13 protein-coding genes and 1 pseudogene are annotated in these 14,303 nt (G+C 67.0%); 4 read left to right on the top strand and 10 right to left on the bottom strand.

The annotated features are described in order from the left end of the window. The 6 genes and pseudogenes from G3O00_RS07280 to gspG all read right to left on the bottom strand — a co-directional run. A pseudogene (locus G3O00_RS07280) lies at nt 1–190 on the bottom strand (type II secretion system protein GspL); the annotation flags it as partial. 26 nt (nt 191–216) lie between these two features. Continuing rightward, the gene (gene gspK / locus G3O00_RS07275) at nt 217–1,344 is read right to left on the bottom strand and encodes a type II secretion system minor pseudopilin GspK (protein WP_206142570.1); all 1,128 of its coding nucleotides are present in this window, start codon (nt 1,342–1,344) and stop codon (nt 217–219) included. A 2-nt stretch (nt 1,345–1,346) separates the two neighbouring features. Continuing rightward, the gene (locus tag G3O00_RS07270) at nt 1,347–2,036 is read right to left on the bottom strand and encodes a prepilin-type N-terminal cleavage/methylation domain-containing protein (RefSeq protein ID WP_174935459.1); all 690 of its coding nucleotides are present in this window, start codon (nt 2,034–2,036) and stop codon (nt 1,347–1,349) included. Beyond that, nucleotides 2,014–2,415 (bottom strand): type II secretion system minor pseudopilin GspI, encoded by a 402-nt coding sequence (gene gspI, locus G3O00_RS07265; protein WP_011350481.1) that lies wholly within the window; start codon nt 2,413–2,415, stop codon nt 2,014–2,016. The genes G3O00_RS07270 and gspI overlap by 23 nt, the downstream gene beginning before the upstream one ends. 2 nt (nt 2,416–2,417) lie before the next feature. After that, nucleotides 2,418–2,987 (bottom strand): GspH/FimT family pseudopilin, encoded by a 570-nt coding sequence (locus G3O00_RS07260; protein ID WP_011350482.1) that lies wholly within the window; start codon nt 2,985–2,987, stop codon nt 2,418–2,420. 39 nt (nt 2,988–3,026) lie between these two features. After that, a complete protein-coding gene (gspG, locus tag G3O00_RS07255; protein ID WP_174935461.1) occupies nt 3,027–3,479 on the bottom strand; it encodes a type II secretion system major pseudopilin GspG in 453 nt (150 codons plus the stop codon). A gap of 175 nt (nt 3,480–3,654) precedes the next feature. On the opposite strand from gspG, the gene G3O00_RS07250 reads away from it, so the two are divergent. Then, on the top strand, nt 3,655–4,065 hold the full coding sequence (locus tag G3O00_RS07250; RefSeq protein ID WP_085041256.1) for a general secretion pathway protein GspC: 411 nt from the start codon (nt 3,655–3,657) through the stop codon (nt 4,063–4,065). 35 nt (nt 4,066–4,100) lie between these two features. Here the strand turns inward: G3O00_RS07250 and gspF are convergent, their stop codons facing one another. The 3 genes from gspF to gspD are packed head-to-tail and all read right to left on the bottom strand — an operon-like array spanning nt 4,101 to nt 9,164. Further along, a complete protein-coding gene (gene gspF, locus G3O00_RS07245; protein WP_011350485.1) occupies nt 4,101–5,318 on the bottom strand; it encodes a type II secretion system inner membrane protein GspF in 1,218 nt (405 codons plus the stop codon). Nucleotides 5,319–5,322: 4 nt separating this feature from the next. Further along, nucleotides 5,323–6,822 carry a type II secretion system ATPase GspE gene (gene gspE, locus G3O00_RS07240; RefSeq protein WP_011350486.1) on the bottom strand — a complete coding sequence of 500 codons (1,500 nt, stop codon included), beginning with the start codon at nt 6,820–6,822 and terminating at the stop codon, nt 5,323–5,325. Further along, on the bottom strand, nt 6,819–9,164 hold the full coding sequence (gene gspD / locus G3O00_RS07235; protein ID WP_206142569.1) for a type II secretion system secretin GspD: 2,346 nt from the start codon (nt 9,162–9,164) through the stop codon (nt 6,819–6,821). Before gspD ends, gspE begins: the two co-directional genes overlap by 4 nt. 367 nt (nt 9,165–9,531) lie before the next feature. Between gspD and G3O00_RS07230 the strand changes: the two genes are divergently transcribed. Together G3O00_RS07230 and G3O00_RS07225 are read left to right on the top strand one after the other, a co-directional pair. After that, nucleotides 9,532–9,981, top strand: coding sequence for a lytic transglycosylase domain-containing protein (locus G3O00_RS07230; protein ID WP_174935465.1), 450 nt, complete (start codon nt 9,532–9,534; stop codon nt 9,979–9,981). Nucleotides 9,982–10,139: 158 nt separating this feature from the next. Then, entirely contained in the window at nt 10,140–11,453 is a 1,314-nt protein-coding gene (locus G3O00_RS07225) for a GTP-binding protein (protein ID WP_206142568.1), read from the top strand. Between the two features lie 118 nt (nt 11,454–11,571). Here the strand turns inward: G3O00_RS07225 and G3O00_RS07220 are convergent, their stop codons facing one another. Then, nucleotides 11,572–11,850 carry an HU family DNA-binding protein gene (locus tag G3O00_RS07220; RefSeq protein ID WP_006401505.1) on the bottom strand — a complete coding sequence of 93 codons (279 nt, stop codon included), beginning with the start codon at nt 11,848–11,850 and terminating at the stop codon, nt 11,572–11,574. 388 nt (nt 11,851–12,238) lie between these two features. Between G3O00_RS07220 and mnmC the strand changes: the two genes are divergently transcribed. Beyond that, nucleotides 12,239–14,185, top strand: a complete 1,947-nt coding sequence (gene mnmC / locus G3O00_RS07215) for a bifunctional tRNA (5-methylaminomethyl-2-thiouridine)(34)-methyltransferase MnmD/FAD-dependent 5-carboxymethylaminomethyl-2-thiouridine(34) oxidoreductase MnmC (protein ID WP_206142567.1) — start codon at nt 12,239–12,241, stop codon at nt 14,183–14,185. The last annotated feature ends 118 nt before the right edge of the window (nt 14,186–14,303 follow it).

The following is a 14,303-nucleotide window of genomic DNA, read 5'->3' as shown; positions in this document are numbered from 1 at the left end:
GCAGCACGTCGCGCGCGGCGACGATCAGCACCGTCGCGTTCGCGCGCGGCAGCAGCGCGAGCGCCGCACGGCCGGCGCGCTGCACATGGCCGGCCTTGTCGACGAGCGTGAACGGCAGCTCGGGCCACTGCCATTCCTGCAACGGCACGGCAGGCTCGCGCGGCGGCAAAGAAACAATCAACGTGCTCACAAGAGCTCCTCTCCCGATTGGCGTCGTTATAGCTGGTCGCGGATGCGCACGACCCGTGTCGAATGCGTGGTCGGATCACGATACACGAGCGAAGTGCGATCGACCTCCGCGCGGTCGTGCTGGATCCGGCCATGCACGATGAAATAGCTCGAATTGACGTCGATGACGCTCGAGTCGAGCGTCACGTTCGGCGCACCGGCGCCGCGCAGCGCGAGCTGCACGTCGCCGACGTTGCGGAAAAACACGGTCTCGCGGCGCGACACGAGCGCCTGCGCGGACGACACGCTCATTCCCGGCATCAGCGCCGCGATCACCTCGGCCGGCGCCGTGTTCATGTTCACGGGTGTCGTGGTCGGCAGCACGGTGACGAACGGGCGCAGCCGCGCGACCATCTCGGGCGTCACGCCGTCGACGTCGAGCAGGCTGTCGACGCCCGTCATCATCAGCGGCGCCGGCCCGCGGTCGCCGCCCGTCATGCCGGGATCGTCGGTGAGGCCGCCGCCTTGCTGATCGGTCGTCACCGGCGCAGTGATCGGCGGCGCCGTGCCGCCACCCGGCAGCGTCGGCATCTGGAAACGCGTCGCCGAATTCAGCAGGCTCGCGCGCACCTGCAGCGCGATGCGCTTCGCGAACGCGCCGTCGTAGCCGAGCGTCGTCAGCAGGCGCTGGAACGCCTGGACCTGTGTGACGTTCAACTGCAGCACGCCGGGCGCCGGCGACGCCACGAGGTTGCGCAGGTTGAACTTCGCCTGTGCGTCTTCGATCGAGCCGGAGATATAGGTGTCTTCGCCGCCGTTGTCGTTGGGCGCGCCGATCCGGCCGAGGAAGTCCGACAGTTTCGTCTTCGCGATCGGTACGCCCCAGATCCCGCCGAGATACGTGATGCCGGGCGCCGTATCGCCTTCGGAGCGCAGGATCATCCGCGTCCAGTCGAGCGCACCGCGCGCGACCCACTGCGCCTGCGCGATCACGCGCTGGTTCTCGATGCGGCGGATCTGCACCTGCTGGCGCCACAGCATCCCCGACACGAGGATCGCCGACAGCGCGACGACCAGCAGCGCCGTGATGATCGCCGCGCCGCGCTGGCGGCCGCGTGCCCGTGCGCGACCGCCAGCACGAGCAACAAGCAATGAGCGGTGAGGGCGCGCGCGCATCGTCATTCCCCGACGAGGAAGATGCGCGTGACCGGCACGCGCAGCGACGTTGCGCCGATGCTGACCTGCAGGCCCGTCACCGCGCGAGCGGGCGGCGCGTTGCCGATCTGCGGCACCTTGAGTGCATCGTTGTTCTGCGCGAGCGCTTCGTCGGCCGTCTGCAGGTTGGTGGTCCAGCCCACGCGCGGCACGTACAGCTTCGCGTCGATCGCGCCGACGCCACCCATCAGCGCGACCCAGCTCCAGCCTTCGACGCTGCTGTCCTTCAGCATGCTGCGCAGCCGGTGTGCGTCGTCGATCGGCGGCGATGCGTAGCGCACCACGCGCCCGCCGGCGATCCGGTAGCGCACCACCTGCAGCCGCGGCGCAACGCCCGGCACCTCGAGTTCGCGGACAATCTGCAGCGTATTGCCGGCGACGCCGATCGCCGGCTGGCCGGCCTCGTCGTCGGTCGCGGCGAGCCGCGCATCGATGCGCATCTGGTCGAACATCTGCGCGAACACGCGCTCGTCTTCCATCGCGGCCGCGACCTTGTCGCGACCGCGCATGATCTGGTCGAGCCCGCGCCACGCGAGGATCGCGACCACCGCGAGGATCGCGATCGCGATCATCAGCTCGATCAGCGTGAAGCCGCGGGCGGGGCGGGCGAGCGGGCGTCGCATCGGCGCGTCAGAGCGGACGGCTGGTTTCATTCGCGACCACCGTCACCATCTGCGCAAGCACGCCGGTGTGCCCGGGCATGCTCACCGAAATCCGCACGCGCCGGAACACCGGGTTGGGCGTGGTGCTCACGCGCTGCGTGCAGACCAGCTGCACGTTGCCTTGCGAGCAATCGAAACTCTGTTCGCCGATCTCCGGCCACGCGTGCGTGAGCCGCATCTGCGCAAGCGCGTTGTCGGCGCTCCAGCCGGCGAGCAGCCGGCGATGAAGATCGGACGCGTTGTTCGCCATCGTGCCGACCGCACGGATCGACGCGGCGAGCGCAACCGCGATGATCGCGAGTGCGACCAGCACCTCGATCATCGTGAAACCGCGCGATGAAGAAACGGAAGAGGGCAGGCGACGACGCATCGTCATTGCACCTCGTAGCGGCCGTTGCCGGTGCCGACGATCGTCGCGCTGCCGGCCGCCGAATGCAGCGTCACGCGCACCGGCGTGTCGATGCTCTCGGTGCCGAACACGACGCGATTCGCATGCGTATCGGACCCCGGATAGTCGATATCGGCGCCGGTGACGCCGCCGTCCCAGTCACGCGGGCGCAGCAGGTCGTCGCGCAGCGTGCGCCAGCCGTCGGACGAGCTCACGTCGAAACGGAAGCCGTGCGCGGTCGGCTGCCACGCGATCGGCCGGGCCCGCACCTGCGCTTCGTCGCCGGCCGTCTCGAACAGCAGCGCGATGCGCTGCGCTTCCTCGCGCAGGTCGGTGCGCGGATTGCGCGTGAGCGACAAGGACGCGAGCGACACGAGCAGCCCCGCGATCACGAGCACGACCAGCATTTCGAGCAGCGTGAAGCCGCGCGCGCGATGACGCCGCGCGCAGTGCAACGCCCGCCCGCCGTCGGCATGCGCCGGCGCGGACGAAGCCGCGCCGCGACGCACACGGCGATCGCGGCCGCAGCGGGAGGTCGTGCGAATGGCGAGCATGGAGAACGGGAACGATGCGTCTGGCCGGTCAGTAAAGGCTTATTGCCACGATCCGATGTCGGAATCGTTGCCTTCGCCGCCTTCCTTGCCGTCGGCGCCGTAGCTGAACACGTCGATCTCGCCGTGTACGCCCGGGTTCAGGTACTTGTAGCCGTTACCCCACGGATCGTTCGGCAGGCGCTCGAGATAGCCGCCGTCCTTCCAGTTGTTCGGGATCGGATCGGTGGACGGCTTCTGGATCAGCGCGTTCAGGCCCTGATCCTGGGTCGGGTAGCGGCCGTTGTCGAGACGGTACAGCTTGAGCGCCTGCATGATCGTGCCGATGTCCTGCTTGGCGGCGATGCGGCGTGCCTCGTCGGGGCGGCTCATGATCTTCGGCACGATCAGCGCCGCCAGGATCCCGAGGATCGCGACCACCACCATGATCTCGATCAGCGTGAAACCGCGCTGACGACGCACGGCCGCGTTGCGGCGAGTGATCCACGTTTGCATGACTGACTACCTCTTTCCAAAAAATGTCGTTGGTTGAGTGACGCACCCGGCGCACCGGACGATTGCCTGACGGCAACCTTCCGAACCCGCGGGCGCGGAGCACGCATTGTAAGGCGCGCATTGCCGAGGGCTTTCACCCAACGCAAATTTCATATACATCCGTACAATAGCGCGCATGAACGCGCTCTCGATCCGGATCCTCTCCCTAGCCCTCTTCGCGGGTTTGTGCGCGACGGCCACCTACTGGGTCGTCACGCTGTCCGCCCGCGAAGCGCCGCTGCCCGCCGCCGCCGCGCGGCTGCCAATCCGCACCGAGGACGCCGCGGCGCTCTTCGGCGGTCAGCTCGACAAGAATCCCGTGCAGGACATCCACCTGTTCGGCATCCTCGCGCTCGACCACGGCGGTGCCGCGATCGTCGGTATCGGTGGCGAACCGCCGCGCGCCGTGTCGCTCGGCGCGGACGTCACGTCCGGCGCGAAGCTCGCCGAAGTCCGCCCCCGCTCGATCATCGTCGAGCGCAATGGCGCCCGCACCGAAGTCCAGCTGCCCGCCAACACGCCGTCCCCGGCGATCTACGTGCGCTGAAGCCGAAGGCGACGGCCCGACCAACGGTCAGGCCGTCACTGCACCATGTTGTTCAGCTCGATGATCGGCAGCATCACGGCCAGCACGATCACGAGCACGATGCCCCCCATCGCCAGGATCAGCAGCGGCTCGAGCAGGCTCGTCAGGAACATCGTGCGACGCTCGAGTTCTCGCGCTTCACCTTCGGCGGCGCGATCCAGCATCGTCGTCACGTCGCCCGTCGCTTCACCGGAACGGATCAGGTGCACGAGCACCGGCGGAAATGTCTTCACGTTGTTCAGCGCGCGCGACAGCGCGGAGCCTTCGCGCACCCGCACGATCGCGTCGTCGATGTTCGCGCGCATCGCACGGTTCGACAGCGTCTCGCCGGCCGCCTGCAACGCGCGCAGGATGGGCACGCCCGCCGCGGTGAGGATGCCGAGCGTGCTCGCGAAGCGCACCGTGTTGTAGCCGCGCACGAGCTTGCCCGCGAGCGGTGCGGTCAACACCCAGCGGTCGAATGCGAGGCGCGGCCCGTCGCGCGACAGCGTCGCCTTCACGAACCACACGATCAGCACGACCGCGATCAGGATCGCCCACCACCAGTGCCGCACGAAATCCGACAGCGCCATCATCACGATCGTCAGCACGGGCAGTTGCTGCTTCGTGCTCGCGAACACGTTGACGACCTGCGGCACGACGTAGCTCAGCAGGAACGTGACGATGCCGAATGCGATCAGCGTGACGATCCCCGGATACGTGAACGCCAGCAGGATCTTCTGCTTCAGCGCGTTGCTCTGCTCGATGTAGTCGGCCAGGCGCGACAGCACGATGCCGAGCTTGCCGGTGTGCTCGCCCGCCGCGACGAGCGCGCGGTAGATTTCCGGGAAGTCGCGCGGATGCTGGCCCAGCGCATTCGCGAGCGAATGGCCGCCGAGCACCTCGGCGCGGATCGCGGCCATCAGTTCGCGGATGTAGTCGCGCTCGGCCTGCTCGGTCAGCACGCCGAGCGCCTCGTCGAGCGGCAGCCCGGCGATCAGCAGGCTCGCGAGCTGGCGCGTGAGGATCGCCTGTTCGCGCTGCGACAGCTTGCGGCCGAACGCGAGCCGCTGCGACCGCGCCCCGCGCGTCGCGCTGGCGGCCGGCTCGACGACGAGCGGCGTCAGCCCCTGCGTACGCAGCTGGCCGCGCGCGGCACGTGCGCTGTCGGCATCGATGACGCCTTTCTGCGCGCGTCCCGCCGAATCGATTGCTTCGAAACGGAATGCCGGCATCGCGCTATGCGCCTCCCGTCACGCGCAGCACTTCCTCGAGCGACGTCGCGCCCGACGCGAGCCAGCGCTCGGCATCGTCGCGCAACGTGCGCATCCCTTCCGCACGGCCGGCGGCGAGAATCTCCGCGTCGGCCGCATTGCGGTGGATCAGCGAGCGGATCGACTCGTCGACCAGCAGCAGTTCATACACACCGCGACGGCCCGAATAACCCGAATGCCCGCACTTGTCGCAGCCGACCGGATGCCACACGGTGCGGCCTTCTTCCTGGCGCTCTTCCTTGCAGACGGGGCAGAGCTGCCGCACCAGCCGCTGCGCGAGCACGCCGAGCAGCGACGACGCGAGCAGATAGGGCTCGACGCCCATGTCGGTCAGACGCGTGACGGCCGAGGCCGCATCGTTCGTGTGCAGCGTCGCGAGCACGAGGTGGCCCGTCAGCGAGGCCTGCACCGCGATCTGCGCGGTTTCGAGGTCGCGGATTTCGCCGATCATGATCACGTCCGGATCCTGGCGCAGGATCGAGCGCAGCGCACGGGCAAAGGTCATCCCGATCCGCTCGTTCACCTGCGTCTGGCCGATGCCGCCGAGGTCGTACTCGATCGGGTCCTCGACGGTCATGATGTTGGTCGTCGCGGTTTCGAGCCGCGACATCGACGCATACAGCGTGGTCGTCTTGCCCGAACCCGTCGGGCCCGTGACGAGCACGATGCCGTGCGGGCGCGCGATCAGCTTGTCGAATTGCGCGAGCGTGTCGCGGCCCATCCCGAGCGCTTCGAGGTTCAGGCGCGCCGCATCCTTTTCCAGCAGACGCAGCACCGCCCGCTCGCCGTGCCCGGTCGGCAGCGTCGATACGCGCACGTCGACCGGCCGGCCGCCGACGCGCAGCGTGATGCGGCCGTCCTGCGGCAGGCGCTTCTCTGCGATGTCGAGCTGCGCCATGATCTTGATCCGCGAGATCAGCGCGCCGTGCAGCGCCTTCTTCGGCCGCACGACGTCGCGCAGCGTGCCGTCGACGCGAAAGCGCACGACGGATGCGTTCTCGAACGGCTCGATGTGGATGTCCGATGCCTGTTCGCGCGCCGCTTGCGTGAGCAGCGCGTTGATCATCCGGATGATCGGCGCATCGTCTTCCGATTCGAGCAGATCCTCGACTTCGGGGATGTCCTGCATCAGCCGCGACAGGTCGACTTCGCCTTCGACCTCGCCGACCACCTGCGCGGCGCTGCCGTCCTGGCGTGCGTACGCATGGTTGATCGCCTGCGCGAGCTCGTCGGCCGGCACGCGATGCACGGAGATCGAGCCGAAGTTGCGCGCGATCTCCGCGAGCGCGGCGTCGCTCGTGCGTTCGCTGATCCACACCTCGAGCGTGTCGTCGAGCTGATGCGCGATCAGCACCTGGCCGCTCTTCGCGAAGCCGTACGGCAACAACCGCGCGGCGAGCGGCGACGGCGGCTGCCGTTCGCCCGGCGCGCCGTCGTGGGAGGGAGACGCGAGCACGTCGCTCACTGCGACGCTCCCGGCGTGGCCGTCAGCGGCTGTTGCGGCACCGCCTGCTGCGGCACGCCCTGCGGCTGCGCGGGCGTTGCCTCCGGCAACGGCTGGGCCGGCACCGGCACGACCTGGCGCTGCAACTGCTGGCGACGCATCTTGTCGAGGTCGAACAGGTTACCCGCGGCCGTGCCGCCCTGGCTCGGGCCGATCGGCATCGGCGGGACGACCGGATCGTCCTTGTCGCGGATCACGTTGTTGTCCGACTTGTACGCACCCGTCACGCCCTGGATGTAGTCGTAGCGGTTGGACGTGACTTCCTGCGCGGTATTGCGATCGGAGATGATCACCGGGCGCAGGAACACCATCAGGTTGGTTTTCGCGCGCACCTTCGATTCGGAACGAAACAGCTGGCCGATCCACGGGATGTCGCCGAGCAGCGGCACCTTGCTGTTCGACACCTGGTAGTTATCCTGCATCAAGCCGCCCAGCACGATGATCTCGCCGTTGTCGGCCAGGATCGTCGACTGGATCGAGCGCTTCGTGAAGGTCGGGCCGGTCTGCGCGCTCGTGGTACCCGCGACGACCGCCGAATCCTCGGTGTAGAGCTGCAGCTTGAGGATCCCGCCGTCGGTAATCTGCGGCTTCACGTGCAGCGTCAGGCCGACGTCGCGACGATCGTAGGTATTGAACGCATTGTTCGTATTGCCGCTCGTCAGGTTCGAATACGAACCGGTCGCGATCGGCACGTTCTGGCCAACGACGATCTTCGCTTCCTCGTTGTCGAGCGTGATCAGGTTCGGCGTCGACAGCACGTTCGCGTCGCTCACGCCCGCGAAATACTGCAGCAGCGCGCCGAGCCCCTGCACGCCGAACATGTTGTGCAGCCAGCCGATGTTGAGGCCCTGGCTCAGCGCCCCGAGATTGTTGGCCAGCCCGCCGCCGGTAATGCCGCCGGCGGCGTTGGTCACGCCACCCGCCGTCAGGTTGATGATGCTGTTGCCCAGGCCCAGCCCGGGGTTCAGATTCGTGCCGCCGAGAAACTGGCCGCTCGCCACCTGCCACTGGATGCCGAGGTTGCCCTGCGACGTCGAGTTCAGCTCGACGATCAGCGCTTCGATATAGACCTGCGCACGCCGCGCGTCGAGCTGGTCAATCACCGAGCGCAGGTTCCGGTAGACCGGATCCGACGCGGTGATGATCAGCGAGTTGGTCGCCGCGTCGGCCTGGATCATCCCGCCGGGCTGGTTGTCGTCGCCCTTGTCCTTGTCGCCGCCGAGCAGGCCGCCGCTGCCGAGGCTGCCACCGGACGACGAACCGCCGCCGTACGACGACGAGGACGACGAACCGCCGAGGCCGCCCGACGGCAGCGGCGGAGTGCCGGACGTACCGGTCGAGAAGTTGCCGCTCGACGACGAGCCGCCGTTCTGGTTGAAGCTGTTCGCATCGTTGGACGACGCCGACGAGCCGCTATCGCTGCCGCTGCCCTTGCCGAGCATCCCGCGCAGCGTCTTCGCGAGCTTCACCGCATCGGCGTTGCGCAGCGGCACGACGTGCATGTTGCCCGGCACGCCGCTCGGTGCATCGAGCTGCTGCACGAGCCGCTTCGCGGCCGCGAGGCGCGACGCGCTCGATGCGCGCAGCATCAGCGAGTTGGTCCGCGGGTCGGCCGTGACCGACACCTTCAGCGTCGCGTCGCTGTTGCCGATCGCGCCCGGGTCGAGCATTTTCTGCAACTGCGCGGCGAGATCGATCGCGTTCGCGTTGCGCAGCGGCACGACCTGCACCTGCGCGCCCGCGGCGCTGTCGACGCCCGCGATGATCTGCGCGATGCGCCGCACGTTGTCCGCGTAGTCGGTCACGACGATCGTGTTGTTCGCCGGGTAGGCGGTGACCGTGTTGTTCGGCGAGATCAGCGGCCGCAGCACGGGCAGCAGGTTGTTCGCCGATTCGTTGTGCAGCTCGAACACCTGCGTGATCACCTGGTCGCCGCGCGCCTGCGGTGCATTGCCGACGTAGGTCGGCACGCCCTGCAGTTTCGCGTCGGCCTCGGGCACGACCTTCAGCACGCCGTGATCCTGGACGAGTGCGAAGCCCTGCATGCGCAGCGCCGACTGCAGCGTCTTCAGTGCCTGGTCTTCCGGCACCGGCCGTTCGGCCACGAGGTTGAGCTGCCCCTTCACGCGAGGGTCGACGATGATGGTCTTGCCGGTTGCGGCGCCGATCGCCTTGGCGACCTGGTCGATATCCGCATTCACGAAGTTGAGCGTGACCTGAGCGTAGGCGGCCTGCGAGACGATGATGCCGGCGACGATCAGAGTCGTGGCGACACGCCGCATAACGAAGCGATTTCTTGTCATGGATGAATGGGTCGATGCCGGCTCAGGCCACTTCCGGCGGTAGTGCTGGGATCCAAGTCCGAAAGAGGCGACATTAGCAGTTTTTCATGTCCGAAATATCACATTGATCCGAGGACTGTCTCACATACGACATGTATCCGGCGAACCGTATGCGATATGTAAGATTCGATGCTCTTCTCGGCATGCCGGCCATCGCCCCCGTTTCACGATGAACCGACACGGAAATGCGGTATAACCGCGCTGCCGTATTCCTGTATGTCGCAAGCTGACGGACTGTCGGTATGATACGGGCGGCACGATTCTCGTCGCACGAATAACAGGCACGGGTTTTCCCGACCCTCACGCATTTTCTTGTCGATTTCGCACCATGAACAGACGGTTCGTTTCGATCGCGTTGATCGCCGCCGGCGTATGTTTCGCCAGCGCGAACGCTCGCGCGGACTGTTTCGATGAAGCCGCTAAATATCAGCAGGTCAATCCGCTGATCCTGCGCGCGATCGCGTGGCAGGAATCGCGCAACCGGCCCGGCGCGCTGAACAAGAACACGAACGGCTCGGTCGACTACGGCCTGATGCAGATCAATTCGATCCACCTGCCGACGCTGTCGCGTTACGGGATCGGCCGCGACACACTGATGGAACCGTGCAAGAACGTGTACATCGCCGCGTGGCATCTCAAGCAGAAGATGAACCGCTACGGCAACACGTGGCAGGCGGTCGGCGCCTATCATTCGGAAACTCCGTCGCTGCGCGACAAGTACGCGCGGCAGATCGCCGGCATCCTGACCCAGTGGAAGCTGCTGCCGCCCGTGCAATGACGCGGCGCCGCAGCGCGGCCTGACACCGTACCGGCCGGCCGGCGCGCGTTTGATGCACAATGCGGGCTCACGCCGCAGTTTCGCCCGTCCACGGGACGATCGCGCCCCGGAAGGGCGTCGCGGCCGCTTTTTCAATTTTTCCGTTGGTGCATATCGCTATGAATCCGGCAATGAACCAGCCGTTGCCCGTCACCGTGCTGTCGGGCTTCCTCGGCGCCGGCAAGACCACGCTGCTCAATCACATCCTCGCGAACCGCGCGGGCCTGAAGGTCGCCGTGATCGTCAACGATCTCGCGGCGGTCAACATCGATGCCTCGCTCGTGCGCGATGCGCAGGCGCTGTCGCACGTCGAGGAACGCCTCGTCGAGATGTCGAACGGCTGCATCTGCTGCACGCTGCGTGACGACCTGCTCGTCGAAATCCGCACGCTCGCGTCCGAAGGGCGCTTCGACGCGATCATGATCGAATCGACCGGCATCGCGGAGCCGATGCCGATCGCCGAAACCTTCACGTTCGTCGACGACGACGGCACGTCGCTGTCGAAAATCGCGCGGCTCGATACGCTCGTCACCGTGGTCGACGCGTACAACTTCCTGCGCGACTACGGCTCGGACGACGCGCTCGCGACGCGCGGCATCGCCGCATCGGAAGAGGACGATCGCACGCTCGTCGAGCTGCTGATCGAGCAGATCGAGTTCTGCGACGTGCTGGTGATCAACAAGGCCGATCTCGTTGCCGCGGACGACCTCGCACGCCTGCAGCACATTCTTGCGCGACTCAATCCGCGCGCACACCAGGTCGTGTCGACGTTCGGCAACGTGCCGCTCGACGAAGTGCTGAACACGGGCCGCTTCGATTTCGACGAGGCCGCGAACGCACCGGGCTGGCTCGCGTCGCTCGATCACGATCACACGCATTGCGACGACCCGGACTGCCATGATGAACATCATGCGCACGTGCACGGCGAAGCCGACGAATTCGGCATCGGCAATTTTGTTTACCGTGCGCGCCGGCCGTTTCATCCGGCGCGACTCTGGGCGCTGCTGCATCAGGAGTGGCCAGGCGTCCTGCGCAGCAAGGGCTTCTTCTGGCTCGCGACGCGCAACGACATCGCGGGATCGCTGTCGCAGGCGGGCGGCGTATGCCGGCATGGCCCGGCAGGTCTCTGGTGGGCGGCGCAGGATCGCGCGGAATGGCCCGACGACGATGAGCTGCTCGGTGAAATCCGCGCCGAATGGCACGGCGATCTCGACGACCACAGCGTGGGCGATCGCCGGCAGGAACTCGTGCTGATCGGCATCGCGCTCGACGCGGAGGCATGGCGCGAGAAGCTCGATGCGTGCCTGCTGACCGATGCGGAATTCGCACTCGGCGCAGCGGGATGGCATGCGTTCGACGATCCGTTCCCGGCATGGGATGTCGATTCGCACGACGACGACGATCACGGCGACACGCAGATCGTGCACGCGTAACGCGTTGTAAAAACAACCGTTAAATCTTGCAAGAGGGGCGTGGACTGTGGCGAAAATGCCGCGCGCGCCCAAAAAAAAACCCGCCGAAAGGCGGGTTTTTCTTGGAACAGGCGCTGGTTTAACGCTTGTTGACGGCGTCCTTGAACGCCTTGCCAGCCGTGAACTTGACCGTCTTGGCTGCCGGGATCTTGATGGTTTCGCCGGTCTTCGGGTTGCGGCCCGTACGTGCTGCGCGCTTGCCCGAACCGAAGCTGCCGAAGCCGATCAGCTGAACCGCATCACCCTTCGACACGGCCTTCTTGATGACTTCGAGCAGCGTGTCCAGCGTTTCGCCGGTTTGAGCCTTGCTGGCGCCCGTTTGGGCGGCGACGGCGTCGATCAGTTCCTGTTTGTTCATTAAGGTTCCTTTATCAGGTTAGGTTGACACGAACAGCGCGAACGCGCCGATTATACGTGCGCGAACCGTGCCGTCGAGAGTCAGACTCCGACGACACAGCGCCGAATCCTGGCCCGCGCGACGCGCCCTCCGGTTAGCCGGTGGCCACCCCGCGGTACGGCGTTGCTATGATAGCGCAGCGCAAACCCAATAACGACAAGGGTTTCAAAGATTTTCATCGGTATTTCGCCGAATGAATCATCGACTGCCCGTTTTTTGACCAGCGCCAGCCGGACAGGATACGCAGCGCGGTCCGCCCGTGCGCCGCGCCGTTGGCTTTTTCCAACGACCGGTCGGACGGCCCCGCGCAATCCCTTGCCAGGCTTGGCTGCCACGTTTTTTGTTTCGCATGACCGACCGACTTGTTCCCGCCTCGCTCGCGCTTCGCGACGACGGCACGCTCGTCTCGCCCGAGTTCGGCGACCTCCATCGCGGCGCATCAGGTGCGCTTGCGCATCGCGTGTTCGTCGCCGGCAACGGGCTGCCGGCACGCTGGCAGGGCCGCCGCACGTTCACGATCGTGGCGACCGGATTCGGCGCGGGCGGCAGTTTCCTTGCGGCCTGGGCCGCGTGGCGTGACGATCCCGCGCGCTGCGAGCGGCTGCATTTTGTCGCAGTCGAATCGCATCCGTTTTCACGCGACGACCTGCGCCGCGCAGCTTCTCATATCGTTGCGGACACAACCATATCGGCGGATGTCGATGCACTTGCCGACGCGTGGCCGATGCTTGTGCCAGGTCTGCACCGGCTCGAATTCGACGAAGGGCGCGTGGTGCTCACGCTCGCGTTCGGCGAGGCGATCGACCTGCTGGGGAAGCTCGTCGCGCGCGCCGACGCGTTCTGTCTCGACGGCCTCGCGTCGTCGAGCGACGCGGATCTCCAATCGACCGACGTGGTCCGTGCGCTCTCGAAAATCGCCGGCGAACACGCAACGTTTGCAGTGCATGCGAGTTCGGATGCGTTGAAACACGCACTCGGCAAATCGGGTTTCACGTATCGCGAGGTCGACGATCTGCTCGTCGGCGAATATGCGCCGCGCTGGCGCGCGCGCCGGCACGAGCCGCCGCTCGCGCTGCCGGTTGCGACGCGCCGCGCGATCGTGATCGGTGCGGGCCTGGCGGGCTGCGCGGTCGTCGAGCGGCTGGCCGCGCGCGGCTGGGAAGTCACGCTGATCGAGCGGCACGACCGGATCGCGAGCGACGCATCGGGCAATCCGGCCGGTGTATTCCATCCGTTGATGACACGCGACGACAACGTCGCGAGCCGGCTCACGCGCGGTGGCTTCCTGCATGCGATCGCACGCTGGCGCGCACTCGAAAACGCAGGTCATGCATTCGCGCGCAGTACGAACGGGATGATCCATCTCGCCGAATCGGCCGACGACTTCGAACGGATGCGCGATGCATTCGATGCGTTCGGCCCGCCGTCCGACTATGTGTCGCTGCTCGACGTCGAGGCCGCGCGCGCGCATCTGAACCTGTCGGTCGCGCAGGGCGGCCTGCTGTTTCCGCATGGCGGCGCTGTCTGGCCAGCCGGCCTTTGCGCGGCTCAATACGCGGCGGCCGGCGAACGCGTGCGCTTGCTCGCGTCCACCCGCGTTGCAAAACTCGAACGGCGGGGTGACGCATGGCATGCACTCGACGACGCGGGCGGCACGCTGGCCGAAGCACCCGTCGTCGTGCTCGCGAATGCCGGCGACGCCGCGCGCCTCGCCGGGCTGCAGCATGTCGCGCTGCAACCGGTGCGCGGCCAGCTCACGTTGTTGCCGCCGGGCAGTACAGCACCGCTGCCGTGCCCGACGATCGGCGACGGCTACGCGGTGCCGCTCGACGACGGCACGCTGCTGATCGGTGCGACGTTCGAACCCGACGACGTCGATCCCGCAATGCGCACGGCCGGCCACCTCGAAAACCTCGAACGCGTGCGGCATCTGCTGCCGGGCCTGATCGGCGACCTGCCGGACCCCGACACACTGCGCGGCCGCGTCGCGTTCCGTTGGGTCGTCGGCGACCGCCTGCCGCTGCTCGGCCCGCTCGCGGACGAAGCCAGCGCCATCGCCAATGCACGCGCGCTGAGCGGTGCGCAGGCGCGCGACCTGCCGCGCCTGCCCGGGCTCTACGGTGCATTCGGCTTCGGCTCGCGCGGCCTCGTATGGGCTGCACTCGGCGCCGAACTGATCGCCTCGCAACTCGAAGGCGAGCCCTGGCCGCTCGAACGCGAACTCGCCGATGCCGTCGACCCCGCACGCTTCCTGATCCGCGCGTTGCGCGCACGCCGCGTCGGCCGGGCCGGCTGATCGCTCACCCGAACCACTCACAGTTTCCCGACTTTTTCGCGCAAGGTTATCCACTCCGCACTGTGGATAACCGCGCGGAATCCGCGCGCACTTCGTGTGCAATCACAGTGGACGTAAA

Source organism: Burkholderia sp. Ac-20384 (assembly GCF_017104605.1).
Taxonomy (GTDB): domain Bacteria; phylum Pseudomonadota; class Gammaproteobacteria; order Burkholderiales; family Burkholderiaceae; genus Burkholderia; species Burkholderia lata.
Note: the sequence above shows the minus strand (reverse complement) of the source record. Positions and strands in the feature narration are given on the sequence as shown.